The sequence below is a fragment of the Aliiroseovarius sp. S2029 genome (genome assembly GCF_023195575.1).
Lineage (GTDB): Bacteria > Pseudomonadota > Alphaproteobacteria > Rhodobacterales > Rhodobacteraceae > Aliiroseovarius > Aliiroseovarius zhejiangensis.
Genome location: NZ_JALPQE010000004.1, coordinates 283961 through 298100 on the forward strand (window position 1 = coordinate 283961; position 14140 = coordinate 298100).

15 protein-coding genes and 1 tRNA gene are annotated in these 14140 nt (G+C 60.7%); 5 read left to right on the plus strand and 11 right to left on the minus strand.

The window, feature by feature from the left end; genetic code table 11:
- Positions 1–91: 91 nt before the first annotated feature.
- Complete coding sequence (gene lysM, locus MUY21_RS10445; RefSeq protein WP_248410334.1) at positions 92–511, minus strand: peptidoglycan-binding protein LysM; 420 nt, start codon at positions 509–511, stop codon at positions 92–94.
- Between the two features lie 165 nt (positions 512–676).
- On the opposite strand from lysM, the gene MUY21_RS10450 reads away from it, so the two are divergent.
- Positions 677–1018, plus strand: coding sequence for a DUF2853 family protein (locus MUY21_RS10450; RefSeq protein ID WP_191286789.1), 342 nt, complete (start codon positions 677–679; stop codon positions 1016–1018).
- A 250-nt stretch (positions 1019–1268) separates the two neighbouring features.
- Here MUY21_RS10450 and MUY21_RS10455 read toward each other — a convergent pair whose 3' ends face one another.
- From MUY21_RS10455 to tsaD, 5 genes are read right to left on the minus strand one after another with little or no spacing between them, the layout of a single operon-like run.
- Positions 1269–1655: a DUF1761 domain-containing protein gene (locus MUY21_RS10455; RefSeq protein WP_248410335.1), complete on the minus strand. Its 387-nt coding sequence runs from the start codon at positions 1653–1655 to the stop codon at positions 1269–1271.
- 48 nt (positions 1656–1703) lie between these two features.
- Positions 1704–2123 carry an EVE domain-containing protein gene (locus MUY21_RS10460; protein WP_248410336.1) on the minus strand — a complete coding sequence of 140 codons (420 nt, stop codon included), beginning with the start codon at positions 2121–2123 and terminating at the stop codon, positions 1704–1706.
- Positions 2123–2395, minus strand: coding sequence for a YciI family protein (locus MUY21_RS10465; RefSeq protein ID WP_248410337.1), 273 nt, complete (start codon positions 2393–2395; stop codon positions 2123–2125). The genes MUY21_RS10460 and MUY21_RS10465 overlap by 1 nt, the downstream gene beginning before the upstream one ends.
- Position 2396: 1 nt before the next feature.
- On the minus strand, positions 2397–3344 hold the full coding sequence (locus MUY21_RS10470; RefSeq protein WP_248410338.1) for an NAD(P)H-dependent glycerol-3-phosphate dehydrogenase: 948 nt from the start codon (positions 3342–3344) through the stop codon (positions 2397–2399).
- Positions 3341–4438: a tRNA (adenosine(37)-N6)-threonylcarbamoyltransferase complex transferase subunit TsaD gene (tsaD, locus tag MUY21_RS10475; RefSeq protein WP_248410339.1), complete on the minus strand. Its 1098-nt coding sequence runs from the start codon at positions 4436–4438 to the stop codon at positions 3341–3343. The genes MUY21_RS10470 and tsaD overlap by 4 nt, the downstream gene beginning before the upstream one ends.
- 90 nt (positions 4439–4528) lie before the next feature.
- On the opposite strand from tsaD, the gene MUY21_RS10480 reads away from it, so the two are divergent.
- The 4 genes from MUY21_RS10480 to MUY21_RS10495 all read left to right on the plus strand — a co-directional run bounded on the left by MUY21_RS10480 (position 4529) and on the right by MUY21_RS10495 (position 8359).
- Positions 4529–5221 carry a uroporphyrinogen-III synthase gene (locus tag MUY21_RS10480; protein WP_248410340.1) on the plus strand — a complete coding sequence of 231 codons (693 nt, stop codon included), beginning with the start codon at positions 4529–4531 and terminating at the stop codon, positions 5219–5221.
- Between the two features lie 87 nt (positions 5222–5308).
- Positions 5309–6598, plus strand: a complete 1290-nt coding sequence (locus MUY21_RS10485; protein ID WP_248410341.1) for a hypothetical protein — start codon at positions 5309–5311, stop codon at positions 6596–6598.
- 10 nt (positions 6599–6608) lie between these two features.
- A complete protein-coding gene (locus MUY21_RS10490) occupies positions 6609–8111 on the plus strand; it encodes a heme biosynthesis HemY N-terminal domain-containing protein (protein ID WP_248410342.1) in 1503 nt (500 codons plus the stop codon).
- 172 nt (positions 8112–8283) lie between these two features.
- A tRNA-Thr gene (locus MUY21_RS10495) sits at positions 8284–8359 on the plus strand.
- Positions 8360–8376: 17 nt separating this feature from the next.
- Here MUY21_RS10495 and MUY21_RS10500 read toward each other — a convergent pair.
- The 5 genes from MUY21_RS10500 to recF form a co-directional block, all read right to left on the minus strand.
- Positions 8377–9516 (minus strand): threonine aldolase family protein, encoded by a 1140-nt coding sequence (locus MUY21_RS10500; protein ID WP_348984592.1) that lies wholly within the window; start codon positions 9514–9516, stop codon positions 8377–8379.
- On the minus strand, positions 9449–11866 hold the full coding sequence (gyrB, locus tag MUY21_RS10505; RefSeq protein WP_248410343.1) for a DNA topoisomerase (ATP-hydrolyzing) subunit B: 2418 nt from the start codon (positions 11864–11866) through the stop codon (positions 9449–9451). The genes MUY21_RS10500 and gyrB overlap by 68 nt, the downstream gene beginning before the upstream one ends.
- A gap of 101 nt (positions 11867–11967) precedes the next feature.
- Complete coding sequence (locus MUY21_RS10510; protein ID WP_248410344.1) at positions 11968–12588, minus strand: LysE family translocator; 621 nt, start codon at positions 12586–12588, stop codon at positions 11968–11970.
- On the minus strand, positions 12585–13001 hold the full coding sequence (locus MUY21_RS10515; RefSeq protein ID WP_191286778.1) for a VOC family protein: 417 nt from the start codon (positions 12999–13001) through the stop codon (positions 12585–12587). The genes MUY21_RS10510 and MUY21_RS10515 overlap by 4 nt, the downstream gene beginning before the upstream one ends.
- Positions 12998–14104, minus strand: a complete 1107-nt coding sequence (gene recF / locus MUY21_RS10520) for a DNA replication/repair protein RecF (RefSeq protein WP_248410345.1) — start codon at positions 14102–14104, stop codon at positions 12998–13000. Before recF ends, MUY21_RS10515 begins: the two co-directional genes overlap by 4 nt.
- Positions 14105–14140 lie beyond the last annotated feature (36 nt).

Consider the following 14140-nt stretch of genomic DNA (forward strand, 5'->3'; position numbering starts at 1 on the left):
TGTCACAAGGCAAAAATTGCCGCAGGGGTGGGTTTGGCACGAAAAAAGCGGCCCGTCCGGAAACGTGCCGCCTTGGTTGGTAACACGCTTGTCAGCCGGGGATGCGCAGCTTTTGACCGGGATAGATCAGGTCGGGATCTTTCAGCATCGGCTTGTTCGCCTCGAAGATCTCTTTGTAACGTGAACCGTTGCCTAGCGTCTTTTCCGCAATGGCCCACAGCGTGTCGCCCTTTTCGACGGTGTGGAATGTGGGTTCACCGTCAAGGTCGGCTTCGACCTCGGCAACGCCTTCGACGTTCCCCACCGCCAGGATCACCTTCTCGCGGTCCTCCGCGCTCAGATTCTCGCCACCTTTCACAGTAACCTTTTCACCATCCACCTTGATGTCCAGTCCGGACGTGTCGATGCCAAGGTCGGCAACCTCCTTGTTCAGCGTATCGGCCGAGGCGGATTCATCACCGCCGCCGAACAGCGATTTTCCCGCACCTTTCACAAAGCTCCAAAGACCCATGGTATCCTCCTAAATCAAACTGAGCACCGTGGCATGGTGCGCGAAATCGCCCGGAAAGCCTAGGGGGAATACGCGCGCAAACTTTTCCTTTGACCCGTTCGTGAATAACCCTAGTCTCATTGGCGAGTTGGGCAGAGCCCCAAAGTTGTAACCAAGGAGACCAACATGGGTAAACGTGACGAGCTGATTGCAAAGTATGCAGAGGACCTGAAAACCAAATGTGGCATGACCCCGGACATGGATCTTTTGACCAAGGTGACCATCGGGTGCGGCCCGGCAATCTATAATGATGATGCGTCAACCGTCGCTGCCACTCAGGACAGCGAGCTTGAGACCGTGAAGGACAATTTTCTGGTCAAGAAGCTGGGGCTGGCCGACGGGCCGCAACTGATGGATGCAATCAACGCCGTTATCGACACTTATGGCCGCAGCGAACGCAACAAGTATCGCGCCGTTGTGTATTACATGCTGGTCAAGCACTTCGGCAAGGAATCCGTTTACGGTTAAGCCGATACGGACCGGACACAGGGGCGTCGCCACGGGTGCGGCGCCTTTGTTAATTTCACCTTAACATTCTGATTTCGAATAATATTGTAAGCATTGTGAGCTTGCAGGGCGGTGCGCCAACCGCTAATGTCAAATCGAAGGCTAGGACGGCCGGACCCGAATTTCAAAGTCGCTTGTGGTGCTGGGGAGCACGTGGGGTGGAAAGGAGGGGCCGAGACGTCAGCCCCTCCTTTCTCGTATTCAGACAATGTCAAAACAGGGCCAGTACCAGCCCGATCACCGCACAGCCACCCGCGGCATAGCCACCGTCGATCCAGATCAGGCTTCTATCGCGGTCGCCAAACATCACATTGTTCACGATCCACGGTGCCGCTACGAACAGGCCCAGACCCAAACCTGTGGTCAGACCTTTGCCGACCGTATCAATACCAGCCATGACGAAGATGTGCCGCATCATTCCGGCCACCACCAGCGCAGATATGAACGCGACGATGAAAGGCAGCGGGGAAGTGTCGACCGGCTTTCCATTCTCATCCACTTCGATCCCAGTCGCTGCCACCCATTTTTTGGCCAGGACCATATACCAGACCGCGCCGAACGCATATCCGGCGATGGCCGAGATCAAGACCTGCAACATTTGTTCTCTCCTGTTCGCATCCAAGATGTGACCAGTATGATCCCAAGATCAGGTTTTGTCGCCAGAAAGCTCCAGCACCACGTTCCATTCCTGTTCGGTTACGGGTTGCACTGACAGGCGGGTGTTGTTGACCAGCACCATATCGGCAAGGCGGGGGTCGTCCTTGCACATGGCCAGAGTCACCGGGTTTTTCAGCGGCCGCACCGCCTTTATATCCACGCAGTCCCAGCGATCGTCATCGGTCGTGCTGTCGGGATGGCTTTCGGCAATCACCTCGACGATGCCGACGATCTCTTTTTCCTTCTGCGAATGATAGAAGAACCCAAGATCGCCCACCTTCATCTCGCGCATATGATTGCGCGCCTGATAATTGCGCACCCCGTCCCATTCCTCGCCGGCGTCCCCCTTGGCGACCTGTTGGTCCCAGCTCCAGGTCGACACTTCGGATTTGAAAAGCCAATACGCCATTATCCCACCACCTTCTTCCATTCCTCGATCCGTACATCCGCAAACAATCCCGCCTTGGCATAGGGGTCGCTATCCGCCCAGGTCTGTGCCGCCTCACGATCGGCCACGTCAAGGATCACCAGCGACCCGCACATTCCGCCGTCTGCGTCCAGAAAGGGACCGGCCTGCGCGACAACGCCGGTGTCCTTGATATAGGCCAGATGCGCCTCACGATTGGCTTTGCGGGTGTCTATCGCACCGGGTTTGTCGGTGCAGATCAGGGCGAAAGGCATGTTATTCCTCCTTCAAGGGGCGTGTCAGCAGCATCTCGGCGGCTTCCTTTACCGTCAGATGTTTTTCCAGAACGGCCACGACCATATCGGCGATGGGCATGTCCAACCCCAGCTTTTGCGCAAGGTTAGAGACTGCTTTGGCGGTGGCTTTTCCCTCGACCGTGGTGCCTTCGGGCAGGGGATCGCCGCGGCCCAGGGCCAATCCAAAAGCAAAGTTGCGCGATTTTTCCGACGAACAGGTCAATGCCAGATCGCCAAAGCCGGACAGGCCGGACAGGGTGTCGGGGCGCGCGCCGCGCGACAGGGCGAACCGCTGCATCTCGGCAAATCCGCGGGTCATCAGGGCTGCATGGGCGCTTTCACCAAGTCCTGCCCCCACTGTGATGCCACAGGCAATGGCCACAACGTTTTTCAGGGCACCGCCGATTTCGACGCCGACCAGATCGGCGCTTCGATACAGGCGGATATTCGGCGTCGACAGCGCCGCTTGCAGCGCGTGACCGTCTTTGACCGCCAGGGTCAGGGCGGTTGGCAGGCCCGCGGCAATATCCACCGCGAAACTGGGGCCGGACAGGATGGCGGGGGTCGCATCGGGGCACGCGCGCCGAATGATCTCGGCCGGGCCAAGACCTGATTTCAGGTCAATGCCCTTGCAGCAGGCCACAAGAGTTTTGCCATTCAGTTGACCGGCATTTTCGGTCAGGAACCCGGCAAGGGACTGCATCGGAACCGCCACAAGGATAATCCCAGCCTGCGTGGCAAGCGACAGATCATCCGTCACGATAATGGAGTCGGGAAACGTGAAGCCTGCAAGGCGTCGGGTGTTTTCCCGTGTTTTGGCCATGTCGCCCAGATCGCGCGCCCACAGCGTCACCGGCTGACCCGTCCGCGCAAGCGAAATGGCCAACGCCGTGCCGAACGCGCCGGCGCCCAGAACCGAAACACTCATGCCTTTGCCCCTTTCTTTCCCGATCCAAGCATGGCCGGGGCCTCTTGGTCCAGTGGCCAGCGCGGTCGTGCCTGCAAGGTCATATCGTCACACACCCCCGCTCGCATCCGTTCGATCCCGGCCCAGGCGATCATCGCGGCATTGTCGGTGCACAGGGCAAGTGGTGGCGCCAGAAACGCGGTCCCCGCCTGTGTGCAAACAGTCTCTAACGCACTTCGAATTGTCATGTTCGCGGCGACTCCACCGGCCACTGCCAATATGGGGGCAGAGGGTTTCAGGGTCAGGTATTCCGCCAACGCACGGCGCGATTTTTCCGCCAGCACGTCAGCGACGGCGGCCTGAAATCCGGCGCACAAATCGGCGCGGTCGCGGCGTCGCAGCCCCCCATGCTCTGCAATCAGGCGGTCCCTTTCCCGCAACAATGCGGTTTTCAGGCCTGAAAAGCTCATGTCGCAGCCGGGGCGATCCAGCAGGGGGCGGGGGAACCTGAACCGCTGCGGGTCGCCCTGGCGCGCCTCGGCCTCGACCGAGGGGCCACCGGGTTGCGGCAGACCCAACAGCTTGGCGGTTTTATCGAACGCTTCACCGGGGGCGTCGTCGATGGTGCCACCCAGACGCTGAAACGCCTCTGGTCCCTTGGCAATCAGAAACTGGCAATGTCCGCCCGAGACCAGAAGCATCAGATAAGGGAACGACGCCTGATCGGTCAGTCGCGGGGTCAAAGCATGACCGGCCAAGTGATTCACGCCGATCAACGGCAACCCTGACCCCGCCGCCAACCCTTTGGCACACATGACACCTGCAACCACGCCCCCGATCAGCCCCGGCCCGGCCGTGACGGCGATGCCGTCCAGGTCTTTCAGGTGCAGATTGGCCTGCAACAGTGCCTGTTCCACGCAGATATCCAGTTTTTCGGCGTGGGCGCGTGCCGCGATTTCGGGCACGACCCCGCCAAAATCGGCGTGCAGCTCCGCCTGACCTGCGACGACCGAGGACAGGATCTGCGGCATCTCTCCGGGCGTATGGCGCACAACCGCCGCCGCCGTGTCGTCACAGGAGCTTTCCAGCCCCAAAAGGGTTAACGTGTCAGTCATTGCGTTTAGGTCCGGGCGGGATTGGTTGCAGATTGGCCTTGGGTCGGGGTAACACCACAGGGCAACTCAGACAATCCCGGCAGGCCCGTCATGTCGACCCAAAAGACCCTGGTACTGACCCGGCCGGCACTTAGTGCCAGCCAGATGTTGACCCAAATCGAAACGGATCTGGGGCATAAGATCCCGGTGGTGCTGTCACCGATCCTGAATATCGTTCCGACCGGGGATTGGCCCGACCTGTCCGGTATTGACGTTGTGATTGCCACCTCTGTCCACGCGATCCAGGGTTCATTGCAGGGAAAGCGGGTCTTTTGCGTGGGCACACGCACCGCCGAAGCGGTAACGCAGGCGGGGGGCGAGGTGCGCCATTGTGCACTGGATGCAGCGGCTTTGCTGGCGTGGATGGACACTCAGCCCGATCCGGGGGCGTTGCTTTACCTGCGCGGATCGCATGTGGCGACCGATTTTCCTGCCGCGCTGTCGCACCGGTCGGTGAACGCGCGGTCGGCGCAGACATACCGGCAGGAAGATCTGCCGCTGTCCAATGCGGCCCGTCATGTGCTGGAAGGGGAGCGTCCTGCGATCCTTCCCCTTTTTTCGCCTCGCTCGGCAAGGTTGGTTGGGCAGGCGGTCGCGACGATCGGACCCGACGTGCACGTCATTGCCATCAGCGATGCGGTGGCCGAGGTCTGGCGAAGCGAGACTGGCGGGTCCAGCGAGGTGGCCACCGAACCCACCGGATCAGAAATGGTCGACCGGACAATCGCCGCCCTGCGACACTGACCTTGCTTGAGCCATCCGGGGTCGCAAGCTAAGCTGAAACCGCAGACGCACCGTGATTTTCTTTAAGAGATTCGAGAGGTTCCGAAATTGGCCAAGCCCCGCAAACCAGCCAAGGATAAGCCAGAGACGGTCGAAGACGCCGTTGTCGTTGACGAACCCAAAACCGCAAAGTCGAAGCCGGACGACCGGCCAACAGTCACTGATACACCGGAACAAGCGCCCGAGGCGCCTGAGAAGTCCGATCCGCCGGAAGCCGAGGCGCCGGATGGCAAGACCCCCGATGCCGAGGCGGACGTAGTGCCCTCGAAAGATGATTTAGCTGACCCGCAGCCTGATGAAACGACGTCCGAGCCATCTGATACTTCGGCTGACACACCCGCTGCGCGCGGCGGGTCCGTCTTTATGCCGCTTTTGCTGGGCGGGGCTGTCGCGGCGGCTCTGGGCTTTGGCGCGGCACGGTATCCCGACCAGTGGCCCTTTGCCCGTCAGCCCGATGTGGATCCGGTCGAGGTCAAGCTGACCGAACTTGGCGACCGTGTTTCGGGGATCGAGGAGGCGACCACGTCGCAAGGTGCGGCATTGACTGCGTTGCAGCAGGATACTGGTCTTGATGAACTGCGCGGTGAACTGACCGGGCAACTGGACCAGATTCGCGTGCAGTACGAGGCCATGTCCCAAAAGCTGACCGATCTGGAAAACCGCGTTCACACGGTCGAGAAACTGCCGCAAGGTTCGGGAATGGAAGCGGCCGCCGCTGCGGCAGCGGCTTATGAGCGTGAATTGCAGCAGATGCGCCAGATGCTGGATGCCGAGCTTGAACGGATCAGCGCGGCGCAGGATCAGGCCGAAACGCTTGAGGTCAGCGCCGCCGAAGCCGCCAAGGCTGCTGCGGCACGGGCCGCGATGTCACGCGTTCTGGCGGCGCTGGAAAGCGGGCAGCCTTATGGTGATGCACTGTTTGATTTGACCGAAAACGCTGGTGTTGAAGCACCCGACGCGCTGTCGGCCCATGCCGCGGACGGGATCATAACTTTGGCCACCTTGCAGGCACGGTTCCCCGAGGCGGCGCGCGCAGCCCTGGACGCGTCGATCCGTGCAGCGGTCAAGGATGGCGAAATGGACCGCGTCACGGCCTTTTTCCGCACCCAGCTCGGGGCCCGGTCACTGGAACCGAAAGAGGGCGACGACCCCGATGCCATCCTGTCCCGCGCCGAGGCGGCGTTGAAGGATGGTCGGATCGCGGCCGCTTTGAGCGAGCTTGAGGCGATGCCCGAGGCTGGCAAAGCCGCCCTGTCCGCCTGGATCGCAGATGCCACCGCCCGCAAAGATACGCTTGAGGCCGCGCAAGCCTTGGCCCAGCACGTCAACAGCAAGTAAGGACGCACCGATGCTTTGGTCTCTTTTCAAGATTATTCTCTTCGTGACTGCCATCGCCTTGCTGACGCTGGGGGCCGGGTTCCTGATGGAAACCGAAGGTGGTATTCGCATTGCCATTGGCGCGACCGAATACAATCTGGAACCGCTTCAGGCCGTGATTGCCGGCGTCTTGCTGGTGGTCGCGATCTGGCTGGCGATTATCGTCTTGGGCTTGCTGGTGGCGTTCATTCGCTTTGTGAACGGGGACGAAACGGCGATTTCGCGCTATTTCGACCGTTCGCGCGAGCGCAAGGGATATGAGGCGCTGGCCGAAGGCATGATCGCGCTGGCGTCCGGCGAAGGCAGCACGGCCATGTCCAAGGCCAGCCGGGCCGAGAAATATCTGCATCGTCCCGAATTGACCAATCTTCTGACCGCGCAGGCCGCCGAGATGACGGGCGACAAGCGCAAGGCGGGCGAAGTCTATCGGCGTCTTTTGAAAGACGAACGCACGCAGTTTGTCGGGGTGCGCGGCATCATGAAACAAAAGCTGGCCGAAGGGGATACCGAAACCGCGATGAAGCTGGCGCAGAAGGCCTTTGCGCTGAAGCCGCGACACACGGAAACACAGGATGTTCTGCTGGGTCTGCAAGCAAGGCATAATGATTGGTCGGGCGCGCGCAAGACACTTGGTGCGAAGCTGAAATATGGTGACCTGCCGCGTGATGTGCACAAGCGGCGCGATGCGGTTCTGGCCCTGTCGGAAGCCAAGGGCGTTTTGAACGAAGGCAATGACATCAAGGCCCGCGAAGCCGCGATCGAGGCCAACCGCCTGTCGCCTGATCTGGTCCCCGCCGCGGTGATGGCGGCACGCACCTATATCGAACAGGGCAAGCCGCGCTATGCGTCGCGTGTTCTGATCAAGGCGTGGAGCGCCCAGCCCCACCCGGACATCGCAGCCGCGTTTGCCGAAATCGTGCCCGATGAAACGCCCGCCGAACGTCTGGTGCGGTTTCGGGCACTGACCAAGCACCGCGATGGCGACCCGGAAACGCGGATGTTGCTGACCGAACTGAACATTGCTGCTGAAAACTACACCGAAGCGCGCAAGGCGCTGGGCGATCTGCCCGAAGTATTGCCCAGCCAGCGTGCCCTGACACTGCTTGCTGCAATTGAAAGGGGCGAGGGCGCGGATGACCAGACCGTCCGCGCGTTGCTGGCCCGCGCCGTGACCGCCCCGCGGGGTCCGCAATGGGTGTGCGACAACTGCAACCATGTGCACGCGGCCTGGACCCCGATTTGTGACGGATGCCAAGGCTTTGACACGCTGGCCTGGAAACCTGCCCCGGAAACCGATCATGCGATGCAGGGGGGCGCCGAAATGCTGCCTCTGATTGTCGGCGAAGCCGAAGCCGCCGACGCCACCACCGAATTGCTTGACCCGGAAGATGGGCCGAAAGACGACGTGTTGGAGGCCGAACTGGTGGATGCTGATAGCGACGGACCCGAGGAAACAGATGCGCCAAAACCCTGATCTGCCGGGGCAAAGGTGTGTGGTGGGCACGGGGGCTGGTGACCGGGCCTGTTTCTGACATGAAAACATCGCGCCAGGCTTGCAAAGGGCGCGAAATTCGCTTGCACAGCCAACGCCCCGCGTCTAAAACCCCGATCGCTGCTGCGCTTAATGGGCTGGCAGCCATTTGTGGGCCGCTGTAGCTCAGCTGGTAGAGCACGTCATTCGTAATGATGGGGTCGGGGGTTCGAGTCCCTTCAGCGGCACCACTTTTGATGCACCCGTGTCAGGCTTTGCAAGCATCCTTGATGGCTTTTGCGGCGCCAAGAATTTGCTCACTAGAGATACCCAGATGAGTGACTGCCCTGAAGCGGGTGGGGGATTCGGCGTTTAGCCGAACGCCACTTGCAGATAGGATCGTGTTAATTATGCCAGTGGTTTTGCCAGTCCTCGTGATGTCAAGGAACAGAATATTGCTTTCAATTACTTCAGGGAAAACATCTATTCCTGGTGTATCAGACAGTAAATCCGCCAGTAGGCGCGCGTTTCTATGGTCATCCGCCAGACGGTTGATATTGTGATCCAGCGCATAAAGTCCTGCCGCTGCCAGCACTCCGGATTGGCGCATGGCACCGCCTAGACGGTGTTTCCAAACCCAAGCCTGACGAATGAAGTCCGAATCACCTGCGAGCACAGCGCCAACAGGGCATCCAAGCCCTTTTGACAAGTCGATCCAGGCACTGTCGAATCCAGCGCAATGGTTCTTGGCCGGTAGGGTGCTGGCAACAACGGCGTTGAGCAGCCGTGCGCCATCCATATGCATCACCAGACCTTTGGCCCGCGCCAGTTTGGCCAGTTTACTCAACGTGTCGATGGGCCAGACGGCGCCGCCACCGGAATTTGTTGTTTGCTCGACACAGATCAAGCGAGTGACAGGCGCGCGGTCTCGCCGGGTTCGGATCAAGGGTGAAACATCGTCTGCGGTGAAAATGCCGCGCGATGTGGGAATCGGGTGGATCTGCGCGCCTGCCAATGCGGCAGCCCCGGCTCCTTCGGATCGCATAATATGCGCGTTTCCGGCGGCGATGACCTCGTCCCCCGGGCGGCAATGCACCAGAAAGGCGATCTGGTTGCACATCGTCCCAGAGGGCAGGAAAATCGCATCGTCAAAGCCCATCATCTGCGCGACCCGATCACAGAGCGCGAGCGTCGTGGGGTCTTCGCCGCGTTGTTCGTCGCCTGTTGACGCGTCGACCATCGCCTGCAGCATTCCTGGCGAGGGGCGAGTCACTGTGTCGGACACCAAATCGGTGTAGAAATGCGACATCTTTTCGACATCCCCACTTATTGCGCCGCAATCAGAAATCCAGGTTCTCAACCGACAGCGCGTTTTGCTGAATGAACTCGCGTCTTGGCTCGACCACATCGCCCATCAGCTTCGTGAACAGATCATCGGCGTCGGCAAGGTCATCGACCTTCACCTGAAGCAACGTGCGTGCCTCGGGGTCCAGCGTTGTCTCCCACAGCTGATCGGGGTTCATTTCGCCCAGACCCTTGTAGCGTTGCAAGGTCAGGCCCTTCTCGCCCTCGGCCAGAATGGCGTTCAGCAGGTCGATCGGTCCCTGGATCAGGATCTCGCGATCCTTGCGCACCAGTTTCGAGCTATCGCGATAGATATCGCGCGTGTCCATCGACACTTCCGACAAACGACGGGCTTCACCCGAGCGCAGAACGGCACCGTCCAGCGTGCGGATCTCTTCGACCCCGCGCAGGATGCGCGCCAGGCGAATGCCGTGATCCTGTGTAATCCGACCTTGCCAGCCGCGTTCATACTCAACGGCCACCTTGTCCAGTCGCGCCGCGACACTTTCGGCCACAGCTTGCAGATCGGCATCAGCGCGACCCGGATCGAACCCGCCGGCAAGGGCGGCCTGTTCCAGAATGTTGCGCGGATAATGGGTGGGGAAGGCGTCAAGGATGCGGCGGAAACTGCGGGCGGCTTCGACCACGCGGGCCAAATCGGCACCTGCGATTTCTTCCCCATTGGCAAGCCGCAAAACGGTGCCGTCGATCCCTTGCGCGATCAGGTAGTCCTCCAGCTCGACCTGGTCCTTCACATAGACCTCGGATTTGCCGCGACTGACCTTATAAAGCGGCGGCTGCGCAATATAGAGGTATCCCCCCTCGATCAGTTCCGGCATCTGGCGGAAAAAGAAGGTCAGCAGCAATGTGCGGATGTGGGCGCCATCAACGTCTGCGTCGGTCATGATGATGATCTTGTGATAACGCAGCTTCGAGATGTCGAATTCATCACGACCAATACCAGTGCCGAGCGCGGTGATGATGGTGCCGATTTCCTGGCTGGACAGCATCCGGTCAAACCGCGCGCGTTCGACATTCAGGATCTTGCCGCGCAGTGGCAAAACGGCCTGATTGTGGCGGGATCGTCCCTGTTTTGCCGATCCACCGGCCGAGTCGCCCTCGACCATGAACAGTTCACGCTTGGCGGGGTCACGTTCCTGACAATCGGCCAATTTGCCGGGCAGGGACGCCACGTCGAGCGAGGATTTCTTGCGCGTCATCTCGCGCGCCTTGCGGGCGGCTTCGCGGGCCAGGGCGGCTTCGATGATCTTGCCGACGATCAGCTTGGCGACGTTTGGGTGTTCGTCGAACCACTCCTGCAACTTCTCGTTCATCAGCCCTTCGACGGCGGGTCGCACCTCTGAGCTGACCAGCTTGTCCTTGGTCTGAGACGAGAACTTGGGATCGGGCACCTTGACCGACAAGACGCAGGTCAGACCCTCGCGCGCGTCGTCGCCGGTGAAGTTGACCTTTTCCTTTTTCGCCAGACCCGTCGAGTTGGCATAAAGGTTCAGGGTCCGCGTCAGCGCGCCACGGAAGCCCGCCAGATGGGTGCCGCCATCGCGCTGCGGGATGTTGTTGGTGAAGGGCAGCACGTTCTCGTGATAGCCGTCATTCCACCACATCGCGACCTCGACCCCGATGCCGTCTTTTTCACCGGTAACGAAGATCGGTTCCTCCATCAGCGGGGTTTTCGACCGGTCCAGGTATTTGACGAATTCCTTGACGCCGCCGTCATAATGCAGCTCGGTGTGCAGTTTCTCGGCAGGGCGTTCATCTTCGATCACGATCCGCACGCCCGAGTTCAGGAAGCTCAGCTCGCGCAGACGGTTCTCCAACGTCTTGAACTGATAGTCGAGGTTCGAGAACGTGTCGGTCGAGGCCAGAAACCGAACCTCGGTCCCGGTGCGGTCGCCGCAGTCGCCAACGACCTTCAGATGTTCGACGGTCTCGCCGCGCTCAAAGCGGGCGACATGCTCTTTGCCGCCGCGCCAGATGCGCAGCTCAAGCCAATCGGACAGGGCGTTCACCACCGACACGCCCACACCATGCAACCCGCCTGACACCTTGTAGGAGTTCGAGTCAAACTTACCGCCCGCGTGAAGCTGGGTCATGATGACCTCGGCGGCCGAGACGCCTTCTTCGGGGTGGATATCAGTTGGAATGCCACGACCGTTGTCGGACACGGAAACCGAGTTGTCGGCGTGAATAGTGACGGTCACGGCATCGGCATGACCGGCCAAAGCCTCGTCAATGCCGTTGTCCACGACCTCATACACCATGTGGTGCAGGCCCGAGCCATCATCGGTGTCCCCGATATACATGCCGGGGCGTTTCCGAACTGCTTCCAACCCTTTGAGAACTTTAATGGAATCGGCGCCGTATCCGGCACCGTTTTGCGCGTCATCAGCCATGAGGGCCTTCCTGTTGTTTGGTCCGGAAAATATAGTTATTTTCAGGGGTAATGTCACCTAGCTGACACAAGATTTAGTGTCAAACAGGGGGGCTTTTCCGCCTAGGTGAACGGGATGATCAGACCGACCAGAATCAACAGGCTCCCAGCGGTCAGATTCATGCGCCGCAAGCTGTTCGGTGACGACAGAAGTTGACGCGCGCGATCAATGAAGAACGCCATACCAAGGTTGCCCGTCAGCGGCACGATGAAGGACGCGGCACCGATTGCCACCACATCCGGTGCGGTCAGGCGTGACAGGTCGAAGAAGCCCGGCAGGACGCCCATGTAGAACAGGATCGCCTTGGGGTTGGCCAGGATGACGATCAGGCCTGCGACGAAGCCCGCCCAGATGCCGGGGCGGGTCAGTTTACGATCCTTAGTGATCTTGTGGTCGGCAGAGCGGATGATGGTCACGCCCAGCCAGACGAAGAACAGGGCTGCCACGATTTTCAGAACCAGCATCGCGCCGCCGAAGCTGGACGCGACCCAGCCCATGCCAAGGGCGGCGAGCACGGACCAGAAGATGTCTCCGATGGCGACGCCCATCGCAAGGGGCCAAGCCTGTGCAAATCCACCTGACATGACCCGCGCCACCAGTGCAACCCAGACCGGGCCGGGCGTCAGAAACAGGATATAGAGACCGATGATATAGAAGCCAAGCTCGGTCAGAGTGATCGTCATTTCAGATGACCGTCTTCGTCCAGATCCCAGAACGGGTTCATGGCATATTCCCAAAGATGCCCGTCGGGGTCGGCAATGTAGCCGGAATATCCGCCCCAAAAGACCTTTTCCGGGCGGGCGACCGCGGTGGCCCCAGCGGCCAAGGCGGCTTCGTAGGCTGCATCCACTTCGGCCTCGGTCGGGAAGCATTGCGCAAGGGTCATGGCGCCGGTTTTCAGATCTTCGACCTTGCGCCCTGTGTCGTTCGCCAACCCCTCCAGCGTATAGAACCCGAATTTCATGCCGTTCATGTCGTAGAACACCACCTTGTCCTCCACGCCCGAGGGCTCCCACCCGATGGCTTCATAGAAGGCGCGGGCGCGGGCAAGGTCTTTGACGCCAAGGGTGATCAGGCTCACGCGGTTGGTTTTCATTGTGTCACCTCTTCTATGTGCGAGGTGCCATCGACCTCGCTGACTTCGAAATGGCTGGCACGGTCGCCCAGTTCTGCAAACAGTTCCGGCCCGGTGCCGGTCATGAACGCCTGCGACCCCAGCGCGCAGACCTCGTCATACAGCGCGGCGCGGCGGGTGGCGTCAAGATGGGCGGCGACTTCGTCCAACAGCAGGATGGGCGGGGCGCCGAAATCCCGCGCCAGCGCGCGACCATTGGCAAGGATCAGCGACACCAGCAGCGCCTTTTGTTCACCCGTCGAACAATCGCGCGCGGCGATGCCCTTGGCGGCATAGATGGCGGCAAGATCGGTGCGATGCGGGCCGATCAGCGTGCGTCCTGCCAGAAGATCACGCGGGCGGCTGTCGGCGAACGCCTGAGCCAGATCAAGCTCGGTTTCTGGCAATTCAGTGCTTTCAGGCTGGATTAGAGACAAATTTGCAGTGGGAAAGGCGGTTTCGGCCTCGGCTTGCGCAGCGGCCAGTTGCGACAGCGTGGCGGCGCGATTTGCGATGATGTCGGTGGCGGCGCGGGCCATCTGGCTCTCTAGCGCGCCATACCAATGATCGTCGCGCTGACCATCCTTCAACAGGCGGTTGCGTTCGCGCATCGCCTTATCATAGGTCAGGACGGCGTCGGCGTGGTCAGGTTCAAAGCTCATGGTCATGCGGTCCAAAAACCGCCTGCGCCCCTCGGCCCCCTCGACCCAGAGGCGGTCCATTACCGGCACCAGCCAGACGATGCGCGCGATCCGGCCAAGGGCGACCTGCGGCGCGGTCTTGCCATCAATCCGCACCTGTCGGGGGCTGCCCGCTTCGACCCAGGTTTCAACCTCGTGCATCTGGTGCAGGCTTTGCAGAGTGGCGGTGACTTTCCAGCCGACGCCTTCGGGGCGGCGGATCATCTCGTCCACCGTGGCGCGGCGCAGGCCGCGACCGGGCGACAGCATCGAGACCGCTTCCAGAATGTTGGTCTTGCCCGCGCCGTTGCGGCCATGAATGGCCACGGGCCGCCCATCCAGCGACAGCCGCGCGATGCGGTGGCTTCGGAAATGGCTGAGTGTCAGCTCACGCAGGGCCAGCATCACGCCCCCTGTCCGTATCGGTTCGTAATAATGCCC

Bases quoted from the DNA above. Each gene is read 5' to 3' on its own strand.
- MUY21_RS10455 (WP_248410335.1), bottom strand. From the start codon at position 1,655: ATGTTGCAGGTCTTGATCTCGGCCATCGCCGGATATGCGTTCGGCGCG.
- MUY21_RS10490 (WP_248410342.1), top strand. From the start codon at position 6,609: ATGCTTTGGTCTCTTTTCAAGATTATTCTCTTCGTGACTGCCATCGCC.
- MUY21_RS10480 (WP_248410340.1), top strand. From the start codon at position 4,529: ATGTCGACCCAAAAGACCCTGGTACTGACCCGGCCGGCACTTAGTGCC.
- MUY21_RS10515 (WP_191286778.1), bottom strand. From the start codon at position 13,001: ATGAAAACCAACCGCGTGAGCCTGATCACCCTTGGCGTCAAAGACCTT.
- tsaD (WP_248410339.1), bottom strand. From the start codon at position 4,438: ATGACTGACACGTTAACCCTTTTGGGGCTGGAAAGCTCCTGTGACGAC.
- MUY21_RS10510 (WP_248410344.1), bottom strand. From the start codon at position 12,588: ATGACGATCACTCTGACCGAGCTTGGCTTCTATATCATCGGTCTCTAT.
- MUY21_RS10500 (WP_348984592.1), bottom strand. From the start codon at position 9,516: ATGTGGTCGAGCCAAGACGCGAGTTCATTCAGCAAAACGCGCTGTCGG.
- lysM (WP_248410334.1), bottom strand. From the start codon at position 511: ATGGGTCTTTGGAGCTTTGTGAAAGGTGCGGGAAAATCGCTGTTCGGC.
- MUY21_RS10465 (WP_248410337.1), bottom strand. From the start codon at position 2,395: ATGCCTTTCGCCCTGATCTGCACCGACAAACCCGGTGCGATAGACACC.
- MUY21_RS10460 (WP_248410336.1), bottom strand. From the start codon at position 2,123: ATGGCGTATTGGCTTTTCAAATCCGAAGTGTCGACCTGGAGCTGGGAC.
- MUY21_RS10470 (WP_248410338.1), bottom strand. From the start codon at position 3,344: ATGAGTGTTTCGGTTCTGGGCGCCGGCGCGTTCGGCACGGCGTTGGCC.
- recF (WP_248410345.1), bottom strand. From the start codon at position 14,104: ATGCTGGCCCTGCGTGAGCTGACACTCAGCCATTTCCGAAGCCACCGC.
- MUY21_RS10450 (WP_191286789.1), top strand. From the start codon at position 677: ATGGGTAAACGTGACGAGCTGATTGCAAAGTATGCAGAGGACCTGAAA.
- gyrB (WP_248410343.1), bottom strand. From the start codon at position 11,866: ATGGCTGATGACGCGCAAAACGGTGCCGGATACGGCGCCGATTCCATT.